A 19,349-nucleotide genomic window follows, 5' to 3' on the forward strand; every position below is an offset into this window, starting at 1 on the left:
TCAATCACCCTGCTTTGATTCCCTTGATGCGTATGTTACCTCAATGCTCTCCACTGCTGGCCTTGTCTGCCTGGCAGGATCTCTCATCTTTATTAATCTCTTTGCAGGTCCGGGAACAGAGCCAAATAAAAGAACGTAATCGTTTCTGACAATACCGTAGTTCAGGAAGCCGCCTTTTACATTAATATCATCAACATGATCCTTTGTGTCGAACTTTATTATTCTTATATTATGTATTGTCCTCTGGTGAAATCCAACCTGACCAGCCTGTGGTACCGTGTTTCTGACCCAGTCCGGATGCCATGGACCAAGTGTTCCTATCATACGCCTGTGCTTTCTGTTCTTCCTTGGAAGTAATTTAACCCCAAACCTTTTTACAACGCCCTGGAATCCCTTACCCTTTGTTACGGCTATTACATCCACAAAATTGCCGGGCTTTGAGAAATCGCTGAAGCTTATGTTTGAACCAAGCCTTTCCTTTGCATATTTTATTCTGTTTTCTATGGTTGAACCACCTATCCTTATCTCAAAGATCTCGGGCGTTTTTGATGGAACACCAGAAACAAGCTGCGGATTTGTGTGAACCATTAAACGGACGTCATCAACGTCCTTAACCTCGATGCCCTTCTTATGCCTGTTTATCTTGTTTATTCTCCTTAATACATCCTTATCAATGTTTTCTGCCCATTCCTCGGATATTACCTCAAGACCATTATCGCCCCTTGCGTAATACCTTATTGACATCACGGTAAGAGGCGGCACCTCAACAACAGTAACCGGAGCCATTATAACCTGACCCGCGGTCACACTATTCTTGCGGTAATCAACCATCTGTATATGGGTCATACCAACCTTGTAACCAGCGAATGCCTGAACCTTCGTCTGGCCCTCTATCTCAGGCCATGAACGAATGTCCCCCTGAATTCTTTTAGCGCGTACCCTGGGGTAGTACGCCATAGATCCCCTACGGGAATGATGCGGAGTTGCCATTTTTATCACCCAACCGTTACACATTCTATGCAGGAAATAAGATCCTGCATAACGGGATGCCATTAAGCATTGCCCATAGTGTATGGTCTAAAGTAGAGGTATATTAACATTTTATTTATTAACTTTATTAATTTTAAAAAGAAAAATTACCATATTATTTTTATCTTTATCTCACCTGGTCTCTTTTTTGAAAGGACCTCCTTTAATCTCCTTTCATTGTTTATTGAAACCTTTTCTGTTATCATCATTGACGTTGTTTTTGGGAATTGTTTTTTCCACTGTATTAGATGGTTCATCGCCATCTCCATGTGAGGTTTCTGGCCATTTATAAGGCCTGTTATATTTATTGATTTATAAACGATGCCCTGTAAAAATTCAGATGTTAAATTCAATGTGCCTGTTTTTTCAAAGCCGAAGATTCCATAAAAACCATTGTTCTTAAGTAATGGCAGTGTTCTTTCTATAACATCTGTGCCAGAGCCTGATGCCTCTATTATCGCATCAAAACTTTCATCTATTTTATTTGATAAATTTTTGTATTTTACTGAAAGCTCATCGAATATTTTGGATTCAATGTCATTCGGCTCTCTTTTATTTGATATATAAACACTGAAGCCGTAGGTCTTTAAAAGCATTGCAAAAAGTATGCCTATTGTGCCTGTTCCTGTTATAAGAACCTTTCTGCAATTGTAGGTTCCATCAATGCATGGCCAGTGCAGTCTCTTCTGTATGCTTATCATTTCCTCTATGGATTTTTCAAGATCTGCAAGTGGCTGGGCCATTATTGCAATGTCCCTTATCACGTCTGGAACCTTAACAAGATACCTTTCATCGTCGTTTATGTATTCACGCATGAAACCGTGCATGCCGCTTATGCCTGCCTCAAGCTGCTCACCCGTTTCACAGAAATCTGGCCTTCCAAGCATGCAGTTAAGACACCTGCCACAGCCCCTTCTGTTTATCGGCATGACAAGATCGCCCTTTCTTAAATTCTTTGTATCCTCCTCAAGAATGCCTAAAGCCTCATGGCCAAGCACCAGAAAGCCATTTAATGATGTGGCCGCCGAAAGCTCACCGTTTACTATCTCACGGTCCGTTCCACATATGCCATTCTCCAGGATTTTTATCCCTGGATCGTTGCCGTTAATGTTTACATCTTCTATTGATACCCCGGCTCCTGGAGGATGAACTATTATTGCCTTCATAAAATAGAAATATATAATTATAAATAAATTATTTCAAAATAGGGTTACCATTAAAGTTAAAATACTATTTTGTCATACCTTTCTTGTGGGTCCGTAGCTCAGCTAGGTAGAGCGATGGACTCTTAATCCATCGGTCGGGGGTTCAAATCCCCTCGGACCCGCTAAATTGATAATGATTTAACATTTTAAAGATGCCTTTTAATTAAAAATTTTTATAAAATATTTTTCTTTCAATTTTTTAAAAATAAGAATTTTTTATATTTTACTGTGATGCCGTGCGAAGTTCCTCTCTGGTAATCAGCAATAGAATACCGGTGATTATTCCATTAAATATAATGGCAATGATTCCAAGGCCAACGGTATCCTCTAATAATGCAGATGCTGCATCACCAGAATTGATATACTTCCTTATCTTTAATATTCTTATTAATACATAGAAATCAACAGCAATAAAGATGGCAAGGATGATCAATATAAAAATAATTATAGTAAACATTGGAATGGCAATACCGGAATTTACAGGTATTGACCGGCATGAATAATATGAAATGTTATTTATAGAGAGTGCCCCTGCAAATATAAATGATAATATGCTAATGGAGATGCCTATAATAACGAGTATTGAGAATATTTCAGCTATTAGAATCAGCGTCGGCGCTGATCCCATGTAATCTGAATTTTTATTTGAATATGATATTATATCACCGCTGCCGTCAAGCATAATGTAAAAGTGCTTTAAATCATTGTTTATTATAAAAGAGCAGCCGGCCTTCCAGTTTCCATTATCAAGCCTTTTAAGTGAGAAGATGCTAATTGATCCATCTGGAATGCCATAATTCGTAAGGGCCCATTCTTTAATTTTTTTTACAATATATTGATAATCTGACAATTTAAGCTTCTATACTAATATTAAATTTAATCTTTTTCATTTATAATTCAGGCAAGCATTTATAATAAATGATATGATTATTGAAAATGGCCACTGCAGTTCTTGAAACAAATTTTGGAAATATCGAGATAGAGCTTTTTGAGGACGATATGCCAGTAACCGCCGGGAACTTTAGAAAGCTTGTTGAATCCGGTTTTTACAATGGAACAATATTTCATAGAGTGATAAAGGACTTCGTTATACAAGGAGGTGATCCAACAGGCACCGGTATGGGAGGTCCCGGTTATACAATAAAGGATGAATTCACCAATCATAACAGAAACGACCGCGGGACCATATCCATGGCAAATGCCGGCCCAAATACAGGTGGCAGTCAGTTCTTTATAAATCTTGTTAACAACAACTATCTTGATAAAAAGCATCCTGTCTTTGGAAGGGTTATAAATGGTATGGACGTCGTTGATAAAATAGGCAATCTAAAAACGGATGAAAATGATAGACCAGTAGAAAGGGCATACATAAAAAGAGCCTACATAAAATAAAAGTTTAATAAATGATATAAATATAGTTGCATGCATTTTATAGATTCAAAGGATTTTTTTATAATAGCCCACAGGGGTTCGTCAAGATTTACGGAAAATACCATCTCAGCATTTAATGATGCCGTTTCCGCTGGTGTTGATGCAGTTGAGCTTGACGTTCAATTAACAAAGGATAGTGTGCCAGTTATCTTCCATGACCTTGATGCAAAAAGGCTTGCAAATGTGGATAGAAAGATATATAACATGAGCGCCAGGGATATTAAATCATTGAGCCTCCCTGGAAACGAAAGGGTGCCAACATTAATAGAGGTTCTTGAGAATTTTAAGGGCATGAATATATTTCTGGAACTAAAATTTAGGGATGATGTTGGTGAGAAGAGAATAAAGGATACTGTTTCAAGGGTTCATTCAATAATAAATGCCAGGAATGCAATAAATAGAATTGTTATAATATCATTTAACCATGATGCAATAGAGCTCTTTAAGAAAATGGATAAAAATGCAAGGGTTGGATACCTGTTTTACAGGCCAGATAAAATTATAAATGATGATAAGATTAAAATTGATGTCCTGCTGCCATTCTACGAGCTTGTTGATAATGAATTCATGAAAAATTATTCAAAATATAAGATTATACCATGGACTGTAAACGATATGGATGAATTTAACAGGCTGAAAAATCTTGGTGTTTCTGGAATAATATCGGACAAAGCCATAGACTTTTTATCATATGTAGTTCCATAATGGATCCTGCCATAAATCGTACTCCTCTGTTACCTCCTTAATATTTTTTACATCGATAAAATCCTTATTTTGTGACATTTCATTATATTTGTTCATCAATTCATTATATTCAAGTTTTGATAGATCATCAAACTCCTTTCTTATCCCTTCCTTTAGTCCTGGATGGAGATCATTGATTTTTTTGCCGCTGTAAAGTATCTTATAAAATTTATGCTCGCCAAGGGTTACATGAAATATTAACCATTTTAATGATTTATCCTTAATTAAAAAATCATTGCCAGTTATATTTGCAAGGGCAAAAACAATCTTTTCATCGTTATCATTGAGCTGAAATGAGATCTCCAGACCCCTGGACATAAAATTATAAATAAATTTTTATATAAAAATTTTTGCTGTAAAAAGATTTTTTGGTTATATTATAATACATAGAATTAATATTAAATCAATGCATGCAATGAAAAGATATAAAACAATAATTGCATGGATAATAATAATAGTAATTCTGGCACCGTTTTCCATGTTCTTTTTCCATGATATATCATATAACGTTGCTGCTTCGATAATAAAAAAGAATTCAATGGCATACAGGGAAAACGAGCTATACTTAAAGGAGTTTGGGAAAAGCCAGGATCCATCAATAATAGTTATAAACAATAATTTTTCAATGTATTCATTAAATGATTCCAGGGCATGCATTGAATATAATAATTATATTAAGAACCACTTCAACGGTTCTGTGGATGATATATATACAGTTGAGAGTGAGATTTTATATTCATATTCAAAGAGGATTTTAAATTATGGCAATGAGATATGCAGTCTTGTAATTGGCATAAACAAAAATTATACATCAATTTCCAGTAATGTTTCCAGGGCTGTAAACGATCTTTTAAATGGCAATGTAAATGCATCAATTTTTTATATAAAAAATATAACAAAGAGGATTAAATTCACGGAAATTAATATAAGCCTTGCAATAGATACAATAAAAGATCTTTTAACAAATAAAAACATTAAAAATGAAAATATAACAGATTTAATATCGTACATTATTACCGCATTAGAGTTGTCAAAATTTCAGAATAATATTAGTATAAAAAATGTAACAGCCTTTATTAACGATGCTGTTAAATATGGTAATAATAAATACAGTGCAAGGATAATTACCGAAAATTTTATAGTGAACAGCACAGAGAACTATTCAAATCCACTTTTTAAGGTTAATGATAGATCATATAAAGAATATATTAAATGCCTTCTTGATAATGAAAATGTAAGCTATGTTGTTTCATCAAAATATGGAATAATGTACAATTATCCATTTATTATGTACCCTGTCATTCCATCAAATTATTACATGGAAAGATTCACCGGAAACAACACCTCGCTTATAATAATAAATGTAAAAAATGCAAATAGCAAAACAATAAATGAGATATCAAAAGATACGTCAAGGTACATAAAAAATTATTATCTTTCAGGGAACATAGTGGCAGATTATCAGATAGGTAATGAAACAATACATGGCGCGGAGATCTCGCTTTTTATAGGCATAGTTCTTGCCATTATTATTTCAATAATATTCTTTGGATCCGTTAAAGCAGGCATATTACCGGTAACGGTTTTTGGAATTTCGGCAATAACTGCATCAGGTATTGATGGCATATTATACAAATATATATTTAAATCAACAATATCATTTATAACACCAACGCTGCTTCTGGTACTTATACTTGGAATATCATCAGATTACACAGTCTATTTTATTTACAGGTACAGGGAGAATATATCAGATGATCCTGTATTATACGCAAAAAAATATGCTGGAAGGGCAATAATGATCTCCGGCCTGACCATTTTTATATCATATATTGTTCTCTGGCTCTCAGGAATTCCATTATTTAGTGATGATGGACTTGCAAACGCCATAGGTGCATTGTCAACACTGCTTGTTATAAACACTTTTTTGGTCTCTTTTATTAAAAACTTCCATGGAAAGATTTTTAATAAAAAGGCAAAAAATTACAGGGTATCAAAAAGGGTTTCCAATTTTGCCATAAAGCATAAAAAGGCAGTTATAGCAGTATTTATAGTTGTAACAATGGCCTCAGGGTATTTTTATTATACAACACCAACCGGCATGGGCATATTTTCACTAATACCGGATAGCAGCGCCTTCAAGGCAGTGCATGATGTTAATGACCATTTTCAATACGATGTATTTTATCCAACATGTGTTATAATAAAATTAAGATCGCCAATAATAGAAAATAATGGATATAATTTAAGCGAGTATAATTATATAAAGAATGTTGAGGGAAAGCTTTATAATAAAAGATACGTGTCAGCCATCTTTGGCGTTGGCTATACCTTTGGAAAACCTGTAAATGAAACACAGATATCAGATTATTATTACAAAGAAAACATGGATTACATAGGTAAAAATTCAAGCTATGTGCTTGTAAAAATCTATATGAAAAATCTGCCCTGGAGCAAAAAATCCATAGATTATGATAAAAGCATTGGAAAATACATAAATGGCAGCTATTACATAGGCGGCCTGGGAGAATACCTTGAAAATTCTTACACATTTACTGAATCATCTTTTTATAATATAATACCAATGCTGATAATTGTTATATATATTATATTATTTATTCTTCTTTATTCGGCATTAACACCATTGAGACTGATAATAATTGTAATCTCGTCAATAGTAAGCTCGCTTTCAATTACATATTATATATTTAAATATTTGATGAATCTGCCAGTTATAATATTCCTGCCAATCTTTGTTTCAATAACATTACTTGCGGTTGGCCTTGATTATGATATATTCATGGTAACCAGGGTTATAGAAAACATTGATAAGAAGATTGACCAGGATAATGCAATAAAGGCTGCAATATCAGATAACGGCAGCGTTATAATGGTTCTTGGTTTATTGCTTTTTACAACCTTTATATCATTATACCTGAGCGGCATAGCAATGATAGAGGAGATAGGCCTTGGTATATCCCTTGGTGTTTTAATAGATACATTCGTGGCATGGTTCTTCTTCGTGCCTGCCATTATGTCGTTAATGAACAGATACAACTGGTGGCCATCAAAAAGGACTTAATTTTATATTTAAAAATGTTCATTTATCCCGGATCATTTTTATCCATATTATAAATGATTTTTTTCTGCCATGGCTATTTATTTTTAATATGTTAGAATTATTTTATATAAATAATTTTATCTTAAATTTTCATGATGAAGAAACATATCCCAATGTTTAGATTTTGCTGATAATACGAATGTAAATTACAATTATTATGATATATTTTTAAAGCCATGCTAATTTTATTTATACAAATGCTTCATTAATATGATATATTAAAATAAATTTTGTATTTAATTTATAAAAAAGATTTTTAAATGTTTAGATTTGAGCTTAAAACACGGAATGCATTTTTATAGACAACATCATAAAAATGTTCGCCAAGGAAATCCCTTAACTTTACAATATCAAGAATGCTGTTAAAATTATCTGGTGTATCGTTCATGCCAAGAAAGTCTGTACCAATGGAAACATGCCTCCAGCCATAGTTATCACCAACGTAGTTTATATTTTCTATTATATCATATATACTCCCATTTTTTAATGTTTCTTTTATTCCGGTTAAGCCAATCACGCCATCGGTTTCAGTTATTGCCTTTATTGATTCATCATCTATGTTCCTTTTATGATTCTTTAATGAGCTTACGTTTGTATGCGAATCTATAACCGGCCTTTCTGTAACAGAGGATGCTTCAAGAATGGTTTTTTTGCTGGCATGCGCCAGATCTATTATAATATTATTTTTATTGCATATTGATATTAAATCCTCCCCATGGCCTGTAAGTCCGTAATCCTTCTTTGAATAACAGGATGCTGCAAATTTTGTATCATAGTTCCATGTAAGTCCAATGGATCTCAGGCCAAGTCTTTTTAGGATAATTACATCCTCAGGCTCATTTAATATATCCGTGCCCTCCATTGATATTAAAAAGTTTATTCCGTTTAATATTTTGTCCTCAATAATATTTATTTTATAATCGCTGCTCATTCTATAATATAGCTTGAACTGCTCAAGCATTACATCCATTAAAGGTATAAATTTTGTTTTCTGGCCGTGAATCTTTATATGTGGAAAGACGGCTGAGAATATTATTGATTTATCAAAGCTTTTCAATTTTTCTATGCTTGACTGACCTGTTTCATTGTAAACATTATAATAAAATGATGAAAATGCAAGGTCCTCATGTAAATCTATGATCTCCATTATTATAAATTAAAAATTTATAAATAAACTTTTATAGGCGTATGCTGCCATCTGCCAGAAATGATTTTATATCATCATCATTGAAGCCAATGGATTTTAAAACTTGGACTGTGTCAGAGCCCATTCTTAAATTTTCAGATTTTTTAACCTCCGGTTTTGATACCTTTGTTGCAGGGAATCCGTAAATTTTTGAGGCCTTTATTATATCATCGCTGCTCATTTTTGATGTTTTTTCATCTATTTTTCCCTTTAATGATTTATCATGCATTGGGCCATCAATGTTTATAAATTCAAGAAAATTTTTCCAGAACTTTTCCTCAAAGGCACCCAGGGCTATTGAACCATCCATGGTGTTGTATATAGTGTAAAATGGATAATCCCCATTGATCATGCTCTTATCGAATATATTTATTAAATTAAAGTAAAATGGTATGTAACGCATGTCTATTATTATATGCTCATTGACGTTTTTATACAATGAATTTAAAATTCTTAATGCTGCCATCATGCCTGCTCCGGTATCTGCTATCTGCACAGGCAGTGTTTTATCTATTCCATTCATGGCAGTATAATTTATATCATGTCCGGGATCATCACCACCGTTTATTGAGCAGTAAACAATGTTTTTATTTATTTTAACGACCTCATTGTATGAAAGGCCAAGCCTGTCCATGACGCCTGGCCTGAAACTTTCTATTAAAACATTAGAATGCTCAATCAGCCTTTTCATTATAATTTTGCCGCCATCCTTTTTTAAATCCATTGATATTAATTTCTTTCCAAGATTTAAGAAGCCAAAGGTTCCTGGATACAAATCCCTTAGATAATCGCCGTGCCCTGTATCCTCAACTTTTATTATCTCAAAGCCAAGATCGCACAGTATTCTTGTTGCTATTGGGCCGGGCAAAAGCCTTGTTAAATCTATTATTTTATTATGTATTCATGCTCACCCCTTGATGATTTTTTCGATTCAATATCCCTTAGAACGTTTCTTCTTGTTTTATTGCTGATTGTTTTTGGAAGTTCATTTACAAACTCTATGACCGATGGTACCTTATAGTATGGTAAAAGCTCTGATACCTTATTTTTGAGTGAAATTGCAAGATCCATTGAGGGATTATATCCTGGTTTTAATATTATAAAAGCCTTTATGATTTCATATTTTTCAGGATTATTTATGCCTATGACTGCAGCCTCAGCAACCGCATCATGTACCATAAGTGCACTCTCGACCTCAAATGGGCCTACACGGTAGTCGGAAGTTTTTATAATATCATCGTTTCTGCTTACAAAGAACCAGTGACCGTTATTTAAATAGGCCTTATCCCCTGTTAAATAATAATTATTAACAAATGCCGCCCTGTTCCTTGATTCATCAGAGTATCCAAGTAAAAGTCCAGTGTTATTATAATCAAGCTTCACGGCTATATTTCCTATTTTATCATTTTCATTTATTTCTTTATTTTCTTCATCAAGTAGCACCATATGGTACATTTCAGATGGCCTACCCATTGAGCCAGGAATGATATCATCACCGGGCATGTTGCCTATCATTGCAGTACTTTCTGTCTGGCCGTAGAAGTCCCTTATTGTTATCATTGTCTTTTCCTTAAATCTGTTTATAACCTCAGGATTCAATGGCTCGCCGGCACTCACGGCCACCTTTAATTCCGGAAGCTTCAAATCCTTTATTAATATGAACTGCTTCCAGGCGGTTGGTGGTGCACAGAATGAGTTTACATGGTATTTCTCAAGCAAGCTTATGTATTTCTCCGAATTTAATTTTCCAGAGTAATTTATTCCAAGGATTGTTGCATTCATTATCAGCGGTGCAAAGTATGAGCTCCATGCAAATTTTGCCCATCCGGTTGCGCTTAGATTTAAATGAATGTAATCTGATTTAATGCCTATAAATGCAGCTGTTGACATATGACCAATTGGATATCCAACAGCGCTGTGTATAACCCTCTTTGGAAGGCCTGTTGTTCCTGAAGTAAAATAATTTAATATTGGATCTTTATAATATGTTTTTTCATACTCTGCTTTATTGAATTTTATTTCATTATAGGATTCCCAGTTTTTTTTCTCGCCTAAAACAATTCTTAAAGTGTTTTCAGGTATAATATTATCTATTAAGTTCGCACTCCTCTCATCTGCTATAATTGCATCAGGTTTTAAATCACTGAATCTGTTCTTCATCTCATATTCTGTTAGATTTGTTGCACATGGAATTGCGATCATACCACCTTTTATTGTTGCTGTTAATGCATACCACTGTTCAGGAACAACGGGCATCATCAGGTAAACAATTGATCCTTTTTTTAAACCGTTTAATCTTAAAAAGCTTAAAAGTGCGTTTGATCTATTTACAAGATCCCTGTAACTTATTTCCATGGACCTTTCAGTATCCATGTCATAATGTATTAATGCTGTTTTTTCAGGATTCTTTAATGAATCTTTTTCAATAACGTCGTGCACAAAATTGAACTCCTGTGAAAGGTCAATGCTGCGTAATTTATTAAATATCTCAGAGATGCCATTAAAATCATCATTGTTTAAATTATGCCTGAAATTATTGAACAATTCATAAAAATCCATAAGGATATAAATGATAAGAATATATAAATATTACTAAAATGTCGTTTTTGCAGCAAGGTATTTATCTATGGATTCAACAAGCATTCCTGAGATGATTATTATACCACCGATAATTGTATATATATTTGGTATCTCCCCAAGTATTATTATTGATGACAGAACTGCAAACATTGGCTCTCCAACGTAGATTATCCCGGCAGCCGTTGGCTCAACGTACATAAGTGCCCTTGTGTTTATGTAAATTGCAAATGTGCCTGCCAATGCGGCTGTAAATATCAAAGTAAATATCACTATTGGAACTGCCAGACCGGATATATCTGGATTATATGATATTAATATTGCTGAAAGAACACCGACTACAATTAATTGATAGAATGTAAAAACTCCTGAATCAAGATCCCTGGAATATTTAAATACATAAGCTGTCTGCATTGCATAGAAAAATGCGCATATTAATGTAAGTACGTCTCCAAAGAGGTACGAACCCGAGAAATCAATCTTTGACATTATTATCAGGCCTGCGGTACCAAGCATTACAGCGATGAGATCACCGCGGTTTGCTTTTATATGCAGGTAAAAATATGATATCAATGGTAACATAACAACGTAGAGTCCTGTTATTAATCCTGATTGTGATGGTGTTGTGTATTTTAATCCAACAGTTTGAAAATAATATGCCAGGAATAACATAAATCCAGCGGATAAACCGTATTTTAAATGTTTTTTTTCAAGTAAAAAATTCCTTTTCTTTATTAATGGTATCAGGAGTATTGATGATATAATAAAACGGAACGCAAGAAGGACGACAGGTGAGATATAATAAAGCGTTATCTTCATAAATGGAAATGTTAGACCCCAGATGAAGACAACGAATATTAAAAGTAATAAATAGAATATGCGCCTGTCCATTTAAACCGTATTTCATTGTAATTAATAATATTTCTTTAGAGAAAATATATTTAATATAAAGTAAATACACTTACATGAATAAGAGGATCGTTGCTGTGATTATAGTTTCAATTGTTATAATAGCCTCGTTTTTGATCTATAATATTCATGATAACAAAAATGTAAAGGGGATAACAGTTTATGCTGACAATGGAACTTTCAATTTTAAATCAAGTGTAAACAGGATAGTTTCATTATCGCCGGCCTTTACGGCAACGCTTTATGGAATAGGTGCCCTTAATGACGTTGTTGGAATAAGCACATGCACCTTTTATCCAGAGCCTGTGAAAAATATAACTGTTGTCGGCTCATACGATAGCATAAATACAGAGGAGATACTAAACCTGTCTGCACAGGTTATTATTGGCTGTTCCATGCCCGCATCACTGATATCAAAGGTTGATTCCCTTGGAATAAAGTATCTTGAGTATGTTCCATGCAATATAAATGAAATAGAGAACATGACATTACAGCTTGGAATACTCACAGGGAATGAAAGAAATGCAAGCATCATTGTAAAATGGATGAATTCTGCCATTGATTCATTTTCAAATATATCAGATCTAGAAAAAACATGTATATTCTATTATCTTGATAGTGATCCTGTTTACACGGCAGGAAACAATACTTTTATGAACCAGATATTCAATATAATAGATTTAAAGAATGTTGCTGCCTTTCATAATGGTTATTTTCCAATTTCAATGGAGTATATATTAAATGACAGTTCAAATATAAGGTATATAATAATGTCACCATATGTTAATTATACAAATCTTAAAACAAAGGCCTTTGAGGCGACATATGCATTTAAGCATAATAATATAATTTACACGAACTCATCATTGAATAATCTGCTGGAGGAGCCGGATTTCAGGATCATATATGGCGCATATAATCTTCTAACCGAGATGAATAGGACAAGGGCCTTTATGGTAAAAATACCGGAATTTCCATTTAATTTAAAATACAGTCCGGATTAGCTTTAATTAACTTTATATTTAGATATTTATATGCAATTTATGGAAAAGCCCTGGTTACTTGCTATGGATCTTGATGGAACTGTCTGGGATAATTTAAACATCTCGGGGGTCAGGCCACCCTACAGAAGAATAAGCGATAACGAAATAACAAATGGTGATGTTAGGATAAAGCTTCTTGATGATATAATAGATTTCATGGAGTGGTGTAAGACCAACGGCGCAATAATAATATCATTAAGCTGGAACATAAAAGAGAATGCACTAATGGCATTAAGGGAATTTAATATTGACCGCTTCTTTGATTACCATGCAACAGATTACACACCAGAGAAGGGCAGGAGGCTGCTGGAGGCCCTAAAATATCTGGGCGACAGAGGTATAAAAATAGATAGAAGCAGGATTGTTTACATAGATGATAGAAACATACACATGGATGAGATAAAAAGGCTTGTTGGCGATATAATTTTTATACACATGTGGAAGGATGTGGATAATTATAAAAAGGCCAAAGAAATAATATACAAAAATATAATTCAGAGTAAAAGCTCAAGAGGCGCATGATCTGATCCCTTTACATTCTCAAGTATTATTGAATCCTTAACATTTTTTATAAAATCATCTGTAACTATAAAATAATCTATACGCCAGCCAATGTTTTTGGCCCTTGCATTAAAACGGTATGACCACCATGAGTAATGGCCAGGCTCCTTGTGAAAATATCTATAAGTGTCTATGTATCCATGGTTTAAAAATTCGGTCATCCAGTTTCTCTCCTGTATTGTAAATCCTGCATTGTTCTCATTGTCCTTTGGTCTTGCTATATCTATTTCCTCATGTGCAACGTTGAAATCCCCTGTTATTATCAAAGGCTTTTCCTTTCTAAGTTTTTCACAGAATTCAAGGAATTTATTATCAAAGTCAATTTTATAGTCAAGCCTTGTTAATCCATGCTGCGAGTTTGGAAAATATGTGTTTATTATGTAAAAATTATCATATTTTAAAATCTGAACCCTGCCCTCTGAGTCATAATCCTTAATGCCAATGCCGCTTGAATAATCCAGGGGCTCAACCTTTGAGAGAGCCATTGTACCACTGTAACCCTTTTTTTCAGCAGGATTTATAAAGATCTTATAGCCCATGTGGTGTAATTCCTCAGGCAGGTCATTTTTACCGCTCTTGATTTCCTGTAAAAGTACAATTTCCGGATTCTCTTCATTTATAAAATTTAATATACCATTTTTAACGGCTGCCCTTATGCCATTAACGTTCCATGATAGAATTTTCATGTAAGATAATAATACATTTATAAAAAAGTTTTTTCATTAAAATGGATAAAATGGAATAATTTTTATCCAAATATTTTATTATGAGTCATGGTAAATACCGATGATGCCATAATAGCAAGATACGAATCACATGGCCATCGTTTTGAGATACTTATTGACCCGGCATCAGTTGATAAGATAAGATCCGGTAATATAGACGTTGAAAAGGACATGGCCCTTGATGAGATATTTAAGGATGCAAGAAAGGGAGAGAGGGCCGGTGAGGAATCATTAAAGGAGGTTTTTAAGACCACGGATGTGTCACAGATAGCAATAGAGATAGTTAGAAAGGGCGAGGTACAGTTAACAACAGACCAGAGAAGAAAGATGACAGAGGAAAAGAAAAGGCAGATAATAAATGAGATAGTAAGGCAGGCAATAAATCCACAGACAAACACGCCGATACCTGCAATAAGAATAGAGGAGGCCATGGAGGAGGCAAAGTTTCATGTTGATCCATTTAAAAGCACCGAGGAGCAGGTTCAGGCAGTTTTAAAGGCAATAAGGCCCTTAATACCAATAAGATTTGAAAAGACAAGGCTTGCAATAAAGATGTCCGGAGAGGACTATGGGAAGGCATATGGTGACATAGCGAAGGTTGGTAGCATAATAAAGGAGGAATGGTCAAATTCCGGTGATTATATGTGCATTATTGAGATACCTGCGGGCATGCAGGGAGAGGTCATAGACATGATAAACAAAAGATCCAGGGGAAATGCCGAGGTAAAAATATTAAAATGATTAGATCCTGTTTAAGAATATTATATAGATCTCCCTGCTGTGCTGCCTGGATGCCTTTGGTTTAGTTATTTTATAATAGTTAAAGTAACCGGACCATTTCTTTATAAACTCGTTTGTCATATCTCCCTGGAACTGCTTTAGTATTATATTTCCACCGTTCTTAAGCCTTGGTATTGAGATGTCCATAACACGCTCGCATATTTTGTATGAATTGTAATGATCGCGATCCTCTATGCCGCTGGTCCTTGACATTGCATCTGAAAGAATTGAATCAAAGTTTTTAATATTATTTTCAGCCATTGCGTGATCTATACTCTTAAATATATCATCATCGAAGATGTTCATTTTTATAAATACCGTGTTTTTTACAGGGTCCATCCTGTTTATATCAACTGCTATTATAACAGATTGTGTTATGTTCTCTATAACCTGGGTCCAGCCACCGGGTGATGATCCAAACTCAAGTACATTATCACCCCTTGATACTATATTGTATTTATTATTAATCTCTATGATCTTGTATGATGCCCTGCTTCGATAGTTTTCACGCTTGGCCCTTATGTAATATTTATCCTTTCTGTTCATAATAATTATAAAGTTTATTCGCCTATGTACTTTTTGTACTCCTCACCGGACATCCCATCAAAGTTATCATTTGAAAGCCTTATTTTAACAAGCCAGTTTTTATATGGATCCTCGTTTATCAGCTCTGGTTTTGATTCCAGATCCCTGTTTATTTCAATGATCTCTCCTGTTACAGGAGAATAAACATCCTCGGCAGATTTAACAGATTCTATTGTTAAAAGTGTTTCGCCCTTATTTTTGTGCTCGCCATTTTTTGGAAAATCCACATAGACAATATCTGTAAGCTGATGCTGGGCATAATCTGTTATTCCAACCGTTGCAACACCATTTTCTATTAAAAACCATTCATGGCTTTTTGTATAATAAAGATTGTCTGGAACCCTGGACATGCATCCATATTATTTTTATATATAAAAATAAAGTGTATAGAAAAATTAATTTTTATTAAAGATATTATTATAAAATGATGAAGAGATGCTTCATAGCCTCACCTGTGAATATCGGAGACGAAATATTAAATAATATTGAATTTCACGGCAAGCCTGTTTCACCTGATATAATGCATATAACATACTATTTCTATGGAAATATAAATGAGACAAAGATAGAAAGAATATGCAGCGATCTTTTGAAAATTGATTTTAAAAGATTTAAAATTAAGATCACAGGCCTTGGAGCCTTTCCATCAAAGAGGGATGCCAGAATCGTATATTTATCAATAAAAAGTGATGAATTGATGATGCTGCAAAGGCAGATTTCGAGGCTTTTGTCACTGTCATCAAAGGATTTTATACCGCATATTACACTTTACAGATCAAAAACGCCTGTGAAACTTCCAGATGTTAAATTAGATTATGACTATGAGATAACAAAGGTCTGCTTATATGAAAGCATCTTTGAAAATAAGAGGATATACAGGGAGATATGCTGTAAAAATATGTATTAAATTTAAACAATATAGTTCGTCTTTTCAGTATCGTCTGATTTATCCTTTTTTATAAGGTTATCCTCATCAAAATCGATATAATTTATCGCGTTTATAGGTATCAACCTTATAAATTTTTTATCTCCTGAAGAGACGCGAAAGCACAGTGCACCCTCCTCTCCAAGGATTGCATATCCAACGTATTCTCCCTCTGTTATCATCGGTTTCTCATCACCGCTGCCAGATGTTACAGTGTACTTTGCACCCTTTTTAATTTCTATCATTTCCATGGTATTTGTTATATAAAACAGCATAAAAACTTATTTAATTTTATAATAATAGTTTTTGTATTTTATTTTAAAATTCGAAAATTAATGATCTTAAAAGTACTTTTCCATGTCCCTTGTATCTATAACAGTGCCAAAATAGCTTAACATTTCAAGAGACTGAAAGTAAAGTCTTTCCGAGTATGTTGATGTGGCATCTGATATTATATAAACATTGAATTCCTTTATGTATGCTGATACTGCGCTTATAAAGACATCGGTATCTGTGAAAAAGCCGCATAATAAAAGATCAATTTTATTTTGTTCTTTTATTATTTTATCAAGATTGGTTTTATAAAATATATCCTCCTTGAAAACACTGTAATCATCGCCGGTTAATCTTTTCAGCATAAAATCATCCGCAAATTTTTTATCCATTGGTGATTCTGGAACCTTTCCCATTAATCTTCTTTTATCAACCTCCATTTTAAATTCCATAAGTTCAGGATTTGATGTACTATAATTAATCGGTCTTCTTGTGCTTATAACAGGTATTTTATATTTTTCAACAAAGTGATTTATATAATCAAGTGCCATTATAATTTCCATCTTGCTGAATATATTATTAAAGAATTCCATGTCATTATTTATAAATATTATTATTGATTTCTCAACACCTGGATATCTCATAAATCATTATCAATTGATTTATAATTAATTTTGGCAGGCACTTAAAAATTTTAAATATGAAAAAAAGATTATGAGTCGGGCGGAGATTGCCGAGCCAGGCCAAAGGCGATGGATTTAGGGTCCATTTCCGCAGGGATTCGGGGGTTCGAATCCCCCTCTCCGCATATTAATCATCCCTGTACATTGTATCGGTGTCCTCGCCACCGGTAAAGAAATTTGAGATCTCGGAGTATACATCCTCCATGCCGAATGAATCCTTTGATGAAACCGGATATATTTTGTTCATTATTCCTGAGTTTGAAAGTGCCTGGACTATGTTTTCAAAGTAATCCTTTAGCATATCTCCCTTTTCTTCCCTGAAGGCATCCAAAAGTATGTCCGGGTCATCCTCCCATTTGATGATTTCATCAACCTTTTCAGAGCCTATAAGATCTATTTTATTTAAAATGAAGAGCATTGGCACATAAAATCTTGAGTACAGTGATGCATAGAGCATCTTCTCTGATATATATCCTGAGGGCATTGATGATACAACGGCATCTGATACAAATGCTATCATTGCCTTATTGTTTGTTAATGCCTTAACAAGATACGGGCTGCTTGGCCTGAAACTAAAGAGCTCTATCTGACCTGGTGTATCAAATATAACATAGTAATCAGGATAGTTTTCAAGTTTTTCCTTTATATAATTGATGTTTTCAAGTATCATGTCTGCTGCAACTATCTGTGCACCGTTTGGTCCAAGTGAGTAATTGCTCATTATATCATTTAATGATATCTTTTCCTTAATGTCTATTTCCGGATTGTATGGCATGAAATCTGATCCTGGATCCAGATTAACAATTATTGAGTCAAAACCCTGTGAGATCAGCCAGTCATTAAATGCGCCGGCAAAAGTTGATTTGCCAGTTCCCGCAGGACCTGCTATAAAAAGAGAGCCAATCATGGTATGATATTAAATATAATTATATATCCTTTCTTGACTTGCTAAGCTTTGATGAGATCTTCTTCGGGCATATCTTTACCTCGCACTTTCTGCATATTAATTCTATATTTTCATTTGATATTATATCTATCTTTTTTATTCCGGAAATACGGTCCAGCTCTTCAAAGACACCTGGACTGATCTGGCCATAGAAGATTATTCTTATGTATGATTCCTTGCCTGTATCGCCGTTGTATGAGTATATCTCCTTAAGATAAACAGAATATTTCTTTATTATATCAAGTATCTCCATTAAAACCCTTTGAAATGACCCGATGCTTATATGTATTGTTAGTATCTCATCGCCCATGAGAAGTGAGATATTTTTTATATCGGCCATGGACTTTATATTTTCCATTGCGTATTTTACAGGTAAATTTTTTCTATTAGTTCCATTGTTTCGTATACTGTTTTTCTGTTTATTTTTAAGGCCTTTGCAACTGCGCTTATTGATATTTCTATATCGTTTAGGTAAAGTTTTCCATTTTTTACAGATATGCCGTTTTCAAAGAGCTTTTCGATGATCTCCCTTTTTACTGGATAATCCTTGAAGTATTCCTGCAGCAAAAGAATCATAAACCTTTAATTTAAAATATTATAAATACTTTTAATTAAATTTAATATAA

Annotated in this window: 23 protein-coding genes and 2 tRNA genes; 9 read left to right on the forward strand and 16 right to left on the reverse strand. The window is 33.9% G+C overall.

From position 1 onward, the window contains the following. Both rpl3p and B8780_RS01710 read right to left on the reverse strand, forming a co-directional pair. On the reverse strand, window positions 1-990 hold the full coding sequence (rpl3p, locus tag B8780_RS01705; protein WP_084272428.1) for a 50S ribosomal protein L3: 990 nt from the start codon (window positions 988-990) through the stop codon (window positions 1-3). Window positions 991-1,136: 146 nt separating this feature from the next. Then, entirely contained in the window at window positions 1,137-2,195 is a 1,059-nt protein-coding gene (locus tag B8780_RS01710; RefSeq protein ID WP_084272429.1) for a glucose 1-dehydrogenase, read from the reverse strand. 87 nt (window positions 2,196-2,282) lie between these two features. Between B8780_RS01710 and B8780_RS01715 the strand changes: the two genes are divergently transcribed. Further along, a tRNA-Lys gene (locus B8780_RS01715) sits at window positions 2,283-2,356 on the forward strand. Between the two features lie 101 nt (window positions 2,357-2,457). Here the strand turns inward: B8780_RS01715 and B8780_RS01720 are convergent. Beyond that, window positions 2,458-3,084, reverse strand: coding sequence for a hypothetical protein (locus tag B8780_RS01720; RefSeq protein ID WP_084272430.1), 627 nt, complete (start codon window positions 3,082-3,084; stop codon window positions 2,458-2,460). Between the two features lie 86 nt (window positions 3,085-3,170). Here B8780_RS01720 and B8780_RS01725 point away from each other — a divergent pair, with 86 nt between their 5' ends. Both B8780_RS01725 and B8780_RS01730 read left to right on the forward strand, forming a co-directional pair. Further along, on the forward strand, window positions 3,171-3,626 hold the full coding sequence (locus tag B8780_RS01725) for a peptidylprolyl isomerase (RefSeq protein ID WP_084272431.1): 456 nt from the start codon (window positions 3,171-3,173) through the stop codon (window positions 3,624-3,626). 30 nt (window positions 3,627-3,656) lie between these two features. Then, complete coding sequence (locus B8780_RS01730) at window positions 3,657-4,370, forward strand: glycerophosphodiester phosphodiesterase (RefSeq protein ID WP_011177437.1); 714 nt, start codon at window positions 3,657-3,659, stop codon at window positions 4,368-4,370. On the opposite strand, the gene B8780_RS01735 is transcribed toward B8780_RS01730, so the two are convergent. Further along, on the reverse strand, window positions 4,353-4,727 hold the full coding sequence (locus B8780_RS01735; protein WP_011177436.1) for a DUF2004 domain-containing protein: 375 nt from the start codon (window positions 4,725-4,727) through the stop codon (window positions 4,353-4,355). The genes B8780_RS01730 and B8780_RS01735 overlap by 18 nt on opposite strands. Before the next feature lie 88 nt (window positions 4,728-4,815). On the opposite strand from B8780_RS01735, the gene B8780_RS01740 reads away from it, so the two are divergent. Further along, the gene (locus B8780_RS01740; protein WP_084272432.1) at window positions 4,816-7,491 is read left to right on the forward strand and encodes an MMPL family transporter; all 2,676 of its coding nucleotides are present in this window, start codon (window positions 4,816-4,818) and stop codon (window positions 7,489-7,491) included. Window positions 7,492-7,786: 295 nt separating this feature from the next. Here B8780_RS01740 and B8780_RS01745 read toward each other — a convergent pair whose 3' ends face one another. Genes B8780_RS01745 through B8780_RS01760 form a run of 4 tightly spaced genes read right to left on the reverse strand, consistent with a single transcriptional unit; the run spans window position 7,787 to window position 12,184 of the window. Continuing rightward, the gene (locus tag B8780_RS01745; RefSeq protein ID WP_084272433.1) at window positions 7,787-8,677 is read right to left on the reverse strand and encodes a membrane dipeptidase; all 891 of its coding nucleotides are present in this window, start codon (window positions 8,675-8,677) and stop codon (window positions 7,787-7,789) included. 31 nt (window positions 8,678-8,708) lie between these two features. After that, the gene (locus tag B8780_RS01750; RefSeq protein WP_161939666.1) at window positions 8,709-9,584 is read right to left on the reverse strand and encodes a CoA transferase; all 876 of its coding nucleotides are present in this window, start codon (window positions 9,582-9,584) and stop codon (window positions 8,709-8,711) included. Window positions 9,585-9,601: 17 nt separating this feature from the next. Then, window positions 9,602-11,275, reverse strand: a complete 1,674-nt coding sequence (locus tag B8780_RS01755) for an AMP-binding protein (RefSeq protein WP_084272435.1) — start codon at window positions 11,273-11,275, stop codon at window positions 9,602-9,604. Between the two features lie 33 nt (window positions 11,276-11,308). Continuing rightward, the gene (locus B8780_RS01760; protein ID WP_084272436.1) at window positions 11,309-12,184 is read right to left on the reverse strand and encodes a DMT family transporter; all 876 of its coding nucleotides are present in this window, start codon (window positions 12,182-12,184) and stop codon (window positions 11,309-11,311) included. A 74-nt stretch (window positions 12,185-12,258) separates the two neighbouring features. Here B8780_RS01760 and B8780_RS01765 point away from each other — a divergent pair, with 74 nt between their 5' ends. Beyond that, entirely contained in the window at window positions 12,259-13,206 is a 948-nt protein-coding gene (locus B8780_RS01765) for an ABC transporter substrate-binding protein (protein ID WP_084272437.1), read from the forward strand. 39 nt (window positions 13,207-13,245) lie between these two features. Beyond that, window positions 13,246-13,767, forward strand: a complete 522-nt coding sequence (locus B8780_RS01770; RefSeq protein WP_236719348.1) for a magnesium-dependent phosphatase-1 — start codon at window positions 13,246-13,248, stop codon at window positions 13,765-13,767. On the opposite strand, the gene B8780_RS01775 is transcribed toward B8780_RS01770, so the two are convergent. Then, on the reverse strand, window positions 13,740-14,492 hold the full coding sequence (locus tag B8780_RS01775) for an exodeoxyribonuclease III (RefSeq protein WP_084272439.1): 753 nt from the start codon (window positions 14,490-14,492) through the stop codon (window positions 13,740-13,742). The two genes, B8780_RS01770 and B8780_RS01775, sit on opposite strands and share 28 nt — an antisense overlap. A gap of 87 nt (window positions 14,493-14,579) precedes the next feature. Between B8780_RS01775 and B8780_RS01780 the strand changes: the two genes are divergently transcribed. Continuing rightward, the gene (locus B8780_RS01780; protein ID WP_011177427.1) at window positions 14,580-15,272 is read left to right on the forward strand and encodes a ribosome assembly factor SBDS; all 693 of its coding nucleotides are present in this window, start codon (window positions 14,580-14,582) and stop codon (window positions 15,270-15,272) included. On the opposite strand, the gene B8780_RS01785 is transcribed toward B8780_RS01780, so the two are convergent. Both B8780_RS01785 and gcvH read right to left on the reverse strand, forming a co-directional pair. Next, window positions 15,273-15,857, reverse strand: a complete 585-nt coding sequence (locus B8780_RS01785) for an SAM-dependent methyltransferase (RefSeq protein WP_011177426.1) — start codon at window positions 15,855-15,857, stop codon at window positions 15,273-15,275. It lies immediately after the preceding gene. Between the two features lie 14 nt (window positions 15,858-15,871). Beyond that, complete coding sequence (gene gcvH / locus B8780_RS01790; protein WP_011177425.1) at window positions 15,872-16,246, reverse strand: glycine cleavage system protein GcvH; 375 nt, start codon at window positions 16,244-16,246, stop codon at window positions 15,872-15,874. Window positions 16,247-16,320: 74 nt separating this feature from the next. Here gcvH and thpR point away from each other — a divergent pair, with 74 nt between their 5' ends. Next, a complete protein-coding gene (gene thpR, locus B8780_RS01795) occupies window positions 16,321-16,803 on the forward strand; it encodes an RNA 2',3'-cyclic phosphodiesterase (RefSeq protein WP_011177424.1) in 483 nt (160 codons plus the stop codon). Window positions 16,804-16,805: 2 nt separating this feature from the next. Here thpR and B8780_RS01800 read toward each other — a convergent pair whose 3' ends face one another. Beyond that, complete coding sequence (locus B8780_RS01800) at window positions 16,806-17,072, reverse strand: hypothetical protein (protein WP_048059588.1); 267 nt, start codon at window positions 17,070-17,072, stop codon at window positions 16,806-16,808. A 90-nt stretch (window positions 17,073-17,162) separates the two neighbouring features. Next, window positions 17,163-17,738 (reverse strand): cysteine hydrolase family protein, encoded by a 576-nt coding sequence (locus B8780_RS01805; RefSeq protein ID WP_084272440.1) that lies wholly within the window; start codon window positions 17,736-17,738, stop codon window positions 17,163-17,165. A gap of 79 nt (window positions 17,739-17,817) precedes the next feature. On the opposite strand from B8780_RS01805, the gene B8780_RS01810 reads away from it, so the two are divergent. After that, a tRNA-Leu gene (locus B8780_RS01810) sits at window positions 17,818-17,902 on the forward strand. A 2-nt stretch (window positions 17,903-17,904) separates the two neighbouring features. Here B8780_RS01810 and B8780_RS01815 read toward each other — a convergent pair. Genes B8780_RS01815 through B8780_RS01825 form a run of 3 tightly spaced genes read right to left on the reverse strand, consistent with a single transcriptional unit; the run spans window position 17,905 to window position 19,299 of the window. Then, the gene (locus B8780_RS01815; RefSeq protein WP_084272441.1) at window positions 17,905-18,684 is read right to left on the reverse strand and encodes an ATP/GTP-binding protein; all 780 of its coding nucleotides are present in this window, start codon (window positions 18,682-18,684) and stop codon (window positions 17,905-17,907) included. A 19-nt stretch (window positions 18,685-18,703) separates the two neighbouring features. Beyond that, window positions 18,704-19,081, reverse strand: a complete 378-nt coding sequence (locus tag B8780_RS01820; RefSeq protein ID WP_084272442.1) for a hypothetical protein — start codon at window positions 19,079-19,081, stop codon at window positions 18,704-18,706. A gap of 8 nt (window positions 19,082-19,089) precedes the next feature. After that, window positions 19,090-19,299, reverse strand: coding sequence for a hypothetical protein (locus tag B8780_RS01825; RefSeq protein ID WP_084272443.1), 210 nt, complete (start codon window positions 19,297-19,299; stop codon window positions 19,090-19,092). Window positions 19,300-19,349 lie beyond the last annotated feature (50 nt).

Source organism: Picrophilus oshimae DSM 9789 (genome assembly GCF_900176435.1).
Taxonomy (GTDB): domain Archaea; phylum Thermoplasmatota; class Thermoplasmata; order Thermoplasmatales; family Thermoplasmataceae; genus Picrophilus; species Picrophilus oshimae.